Raw genomic sequence first — 229 nt, 5'->3', positions numbered from 1 at the left:
ATTGTATTGTCAAGTGTAAAGACAACAACTATACTGGTAGTAAAAGGGGGTTATCGAATGAATAAACAAAGCATGTGGTCATGGCATTTTTCAACGGCAGCACTCGTTTTGATTCCTGTTGCTGTAGGTATTAACTATATTGGCAAACTCATTGCCGGTATGTTGAAATTGCCATTATGGCTTGATTCCATCGGCACGGTGTTGGCAGCGATGCTGGGCGGTCCGATTG

Annotated in this window: 1 pseudogene; it reads left to right on the top strand. The window is 42.8% G+C overall.

The features are described 5' to 3' along the window. Positions 1–57: 57 nt before the first annotated feature. A pseudogene (locus RYX56_RS25670) lies at positions 58–229 on the top strand (ECF transporter S component); the annotation flags it as partial.

Origin of the sequence: Alkalihalophilus lindianensis (assembly GCF_032843265.1) — a bacterium.
Lineage (GTDB): Bacteria > Bacillota > Bacilli > Bacillales > Bacillaceae_D > Alkalihalophilus > Alkalihalophilus lindianensis.
Note: the sequence above shows the minus strand (reverse complement) of the source record. Positions and strands in the feature narration are given on the sequence as shown.